The organism is Bradyrhizobium sp. Leo170 (assembly GCF_004296405.1).
Lineage (GTDB): Bacteria > Pseudomonadota > Alphaproteobacteria > Rhizobiales > Xanthobacteraceae > Bradyrhizobium.
Genome location: NZ_PSRR01000491.1, coordinates 1 through 4577 on the forward strand (window position 1 = coordinate 1; position 4577 = coordinate 4577).

7 protein-coding genes and 1 tRNA gene are annotated in these 4577 nt (G+C 56.3%); 6 read left to right on the forward strand and 2 right to left on the reverse strand.

Annotated elements, in window-relative coordinates; genetic code table 11:
* Positions 1-165: 165 nt before the first annotated feature.
* Together CWO89_RS46445 and CWO89_RS41030 are read right to left on the reverse strand one after the other, a co-directional pair.
* Complete coding sequence (locus tag CWO89_RS46445) at positions 166-342, reverse strand: hypothetical protein (RefSeq protein WP_165421545.1); 177 nt, start codon at positions 340-342, stop codon at positions 166-168.
* A gap of 22 nt (positions 343-364) precedes the next feature.
* The gene (locus CWO89_RS41030) at positions 365-634 is read right to left on the reverse strand and encodes a helix-turn-helix domain-containing protein (protein ID WP_130583943.1); all 270 of its coding nucleotides are present in this window, start codon (positions 632-634) and stop codon (positions 365-367) included.
* Between the two features lie 143 nt (positions 635-777).
* On the opposite strand from CWO89_RS41030, the gene CWO89_RS41035 reads away from it, so the two are divergent.
* From CWO89_RS41035 to CWO89_RS47320, 6 genes are all read left to right on the forward strand, one after another.
* Positions 778-1131, forward strand: a complete 354-nt coding sequence (locus CWO89_RS41035) for a hypothetical protein (protein ID WP_130583944.1) — start codon at positions 778-780, stop codon at positions 1129-1131.
* A gap of 19 nt (positions 1132-1150) precedes the next feature.
* The gene (locus CWO89_RS49295; RefSeq protein ID WP_349644937.1) at positions 1151-1654 is read left to right on the forward strand and encodes a tyrosine-type recombinase/integrase; all 504 of its coding nucleotides are present in this window, start codon (positions 1151-1153) and stop codon (positions 1652-1654) included.
* 81 nt (positions 1655-1735) lie between these two features.
* Positions 1736-1825, forward strand: a tRNA-Ser gene (locus tag CWO89_RS41050).
* Positions 1826-1990: 165 nt separating this feature from the next.
* On the forward strand, positions 1991-2728 hold the full coding sequence (locus CWO89_RS41055) for a hypothetical protein (protein ID WP_130583945.1): 738 nt from the start codon (positions 1991-1993) through the stop codon (positions 2726-2728).
* A 139-nt stretch (positions 2729-2867) separates the two neighbouring features.
* Positions 2868-3482, forward strand: coding sequence for a hypothetical protein (locus tag CWO89_RS41060; protein WP_130583946.1), 615 nt, complete (start codon positions 2868-2870; stop codon positions 3480-3482).
* 766 nt (positions 3483-4248) lie between these two features.
* Positions 4249-4577 (forward strand): hypothetical protein (locus CWO89_RS47320; protein WP_207234676.1); only part of this gene is annotated, 329 nt, incomplete at its 3' end.

Consider the following 4577-nt stretch of genomic DNA (forward strand, 5'->3'; position numbering starts at 1 on the left):
GTAGAGATCCTTGCGCAGCACCTTCAGCTCTTCTGAAAGCGCCTTGATCCGCTCGCCCGCCAGAATGCGGCGAACCGCCTCAAGCTTGAACTCTCGGCTGAAAACACGGGGGGATTTGTTGGGCATACGTTCTCCGTTAGAGAACTGTCCCTAATTTCCCGTGTCTCACTTTTGGGGGGCACTCCACGGCTCGATCGCACCAAGTCCCTGTTTTCCGCGGCGAAAAACGCTTTCGTCCTCGCGCAGGCGCTGCAGATAGGTCGTGATTGTGGAGACCGGAATCCCCAAGAGCCGGTGAAAGATGTCGACAAATATCGGCGTGGTAGCCTTCATCGCCGGCATAATATCTGAATATCATATATTGTCAATCCGACCGCCTGCGGATCCCGTTTCCCTGAGCATTCGCCGGCAAGAAAGTGATTCCGGCCGCTTCCAGTGTCGCGACGATCTTCCGGAGCGCGTCGGCGCGGGCTTCCGATCGCCAAGCCTGGTTAGATTCGATCGCGGCGTCACCGTCGACATCTTCAATCTTTTGGATTGTGGAAATTCCGACGTTCGCACGCTCGGCTAGCTTAGCTACCGACCAGTGCAAAAATCCGCGTGCCGCGCGAATTTGCGCCCCAGTGATTTTCACCCTTGATACTCCCGTACTCGATACACGGGCGGCATCTTAGAAATTTCGCACCAACTGTCAATGAAAACCGTTGACAGCAATGCAGTGAACGATTAATGTTTACAGCAAGCGAAATGGCTCGCTCTTGAAAAAGGGGATACCGAATGATCAACCTCGCCGTTGCTAGCATCACCGTTCCTGCCCTGCCCGCCGCGACCTTCCTTGACGAAACGAGCCGCCAGGAATGGGCGCCCGAGCGCCGTCGGTATGAAGCCGCTGTGACCGCGTTCGCTCGCGAAGCGAGCCCAGCAGCTCTCCGCGCCCGCGTCTCGACGCTTCGCCGGTGCGGCATCGCCAAAAGCATGGCGGAAGCCCGCCAGGACGCTGCCGACAACCTCCGCGACGAGCTGCGCGCGATCGGCGGATATGACGCGGAAGAAATAGAGTGGCACTGTGCGCGCCGCGGCCGCCGGCAGCGGGTGCTCTATGTTGCGGCCCGAAAAATCATCGCAAATTAGCCGGTGATTTTTCGTTAACGTGCTGTTCGAGCTTAGCCGCCGCCTGCTCTGCCAACTCAAATTTGCCGCCGAGATGGTGCGCCTGCAGGATGCGCTCGACGTCCTTGAGGCTGTGTCCCGTGAGCGCGGCGATCTGCGGCACCGTGCAGCCGGCGAGCGCCAAGCGCGTTACGGCGGTGCAACGTTACGCGAATTCCGGAAAGAGCAGTTGGAAATTCGGCTGGCCATGGGGCTGGGAAAGCTTCTAGACGACGCATTGCTGTTCGCCGGCCTTGACGGTGCCCTGCCCTCTCAGAAGCGCTATTCCAAGGCGTGGAGCGACTTTAAGCCGGACATGGGGTTCCACAATCTGCGACACACCCACGCCTCGCAGCTCATCGATGCCGGCGTGGATATCGTCACGATTTCCAAGCGCCTAGGGCACGCCAAGCCCGACATCACGTTGCGCATCTATGCCCACTTGTTTAGGAAAGACGACGGCAAGGCGGCAGCGGCGATCAACGCGGCCTTGGGCGCTTCGTGAGAGCGTCGGGTGGCAATCCGGTGGCAGTTTCGCCATCTGTTCTTTTTGGAGTATGTCTTAAGTCATTGAAATTACTGATCCGGAAGGGTGGCCGAGTGGTTTAAGGCACCGGTCTTGAAAACCGGCGTGCCCGCAAGGGTACCGTGGGTTCGAATCCCACCCCTTCCGCCATCTCCTCTGCGTATAGCGTTGAATTATATCGCATTTTTCCGCCCAAGTGATCTGCTGCCCTATCAACAGCGCTAGCAAGTCAATGATCACCACTCCGACGCCGACGGTATCCCAGCTCAAGCTACATCCTGACGCGGCATTGGCGTTCCTGACAGGGAGCTGGAAGTGATCCTCGTCGACTCCACCATGGTTGAGAGTGCCCACCGCGACGAAATCGGCGAGCTGAACTTTGGACTCGAGCAGCTCGCTAAGCGCCGGTTGGCCGTCATCGACATTATTGAAGAACCATACCGGCGATCAAAAATCGCGTGGAAGGTTGCGATGCTTTCAAACGCGGTGACGCACCGGTTTATCTCCCTGGCTGAAGGCGCGGCCTTGTCGTGGAACGATTCGATTTTCTTGAGCGCCGTCCTCAACGGCCGGGCAATGGTCGAGACCGCGGCGTTCTTCTGGGAATTTTCCAAAGCGTTTGAGAAGCATGCTGCCGCGTCGGAATTTGCGGCCGTCGACGGGTTAGTTACGAAGGCTCTCTTCGGCACTAGGGACGAGCAGTTGCTGGAAGACAATCCAGAACTGAAAGCCCGGCAAATTCTAAATTCTATCGATGCGATCGACAAACATCTTCTGCCGGGTTACCGAAGTCATTACGACGGCCTATCGGAATTTTGTCATCCAAATTCCTTCGGACATCGCGGCATGTTTTCGACCATCGACCACAAGAGCGGTATCGCCACCTTTCAGTCAAAGGGAGGGGATGGCTTCATTCATGCGATGAAGTGCGCGCTTGGGACAAGTGCTGTTCTAAAACTGTCCCTGGATTCCGTTGAGGGTCGACTCTTAGCTTTTGCGCATGCTCATCATGCAGCATCGCCGTCACCGCTCGTTGATGGGGAGCGCGACTGACTATGCATCCGGCGAGCGCCCCGAGAAAGAAAGTGCCAAAAAATAGATGACTTGGCGACAACTCACACTCGCTCACTACGCCGCAGTCGTGTCGACTATTGCTATACTCCTTTCGGGTGGCAGCCTGATCTATACGAAGATGTCCTACGACCTCAACGCCGCAAAAGAAGAACGCGAGCTGAGAGATAAGGAGCCCGCAATCGACATCCAAATACGACCGCTCGGCGCATCGGCAGCCTCATTGGTGATTTCGATAATCAATCGTGCCGACTTCAATATCGCTCCACTAAGCCTTGAGGTCGAAAACTCGCTCGAGGCTGGAACGTTGTATCTCTCCAGCGCCCAGCAGAGCTTGGACAAGCTCCGTACATCGCTAAGCCTGCAAACCTTGGGAACGATAGCGCCGAAGGGCACCGGCATGGTCAAGGCAATCTTGGCAGGGGCCACAGACGGAAAATCGGACAGCCTTACGCCAGGCATCGAGCTGGAATTTAATGTCCGCATCCGCTTCGCAGATCAGCGGGATACGATTGTGGCTATCCCGGTCGTCAGGCGAATTTTGCCGCCTTTGGCCGAGCGCCCTCAGCCCACACCGGAGATGCTTATCAACGTCGTCATGGAGGCTAACAAAGCCCGTAGGAACCGACAGGTGCTCTTCATCGTCGAAATCCTGCTGGGACTTGCAGCTTCATTAGGGCTTATTTTTTATCTTTTCCGTCTCTGGCGAACGAAGGCTGCCAAAACGGAAAGCTAAACGACAAAACCAGTCCGCATCGTCATCGAAGCACCACGACGTCGGTGAGGCGCAGCCAGCTGCGGCTTGTTACCTCCCACGAGATTGTGAGCTTGTTACCGGACTATCGCGGAGCACATCTTTCGTGCTACGTCCCGTCCCGTCCAAAAATTAGTTTGCCGACACTGATTCCGGTTTGTCCGGGTCGGGAAAGGCAATGTCATGCAAGAACTGCCACCCTTGGCGCCGCAGCATTTAGCGCCGATGGCGTTCACGATCGAGGAAGCCGTCCAGGTTTTGAATTCGATCCTGTCAAAACCGCGATTGCTTGGTCCAAACTCGCGTGGCATTTGGCCTAGGGATCATGTTCCCGGCTTCAGTGTGCCACCACGAAAGCGCGGCAAACCTGCGACGTTGACTGACGAAAATGTATCACTCGCCATGCATGTCGAACTCTTAAAGCGCCGAGACGGATTGTCTGACCGAAAAGCAATTGCGCCCATGATCCTGCCGCCCCAGATGACTTCCCGCTTCTTGGTGCTTGGGCCGCTGCTACGTTGGCCAATGATCCCTGCGGTACTTTGGTCCGCTTGCTCAGGGCGGTTATGGCGGATAGGTTCGCGCCGTCATGAGCGATACCCTCAAAAATCTCATCAGCGCCGCAGCCCCTCCTATACGGAGGCTAAGACAGCACCGAAACGACCTGCTTACTCGGGTTGCAGTGCTTGAGTCTGAATGTTCGCGCCTCAAAATCACTCGCGATGACCTACAAACTAGAGTCACTCAGTTGGAGGATGAACTCAAACTGTGCTGGCTGCGTCACCGCCCTCGCGAGCATTCGGCGTCTGTCATTGCAACATCGGGACAGTCGCAACACCGTTCGAGCACGGATTTCATAGAGCGCATCATCCGGTCCTATCGCGCCGCGATAGCCACGGGAGATAAAGGATCCCCGACTTCGATGTGGGAGAGTCCTCTCGCCGAGATAAAACACAAGGAACATTCGACCTTATTAGACGGCGACGTCAACGTCGTCGGCGAGATGCTGCACAACCCAACTCATTCAATGTTGTGCTACGGTTTCGACGAACTAATGTTGTTTGTAGAAGGCAGAGG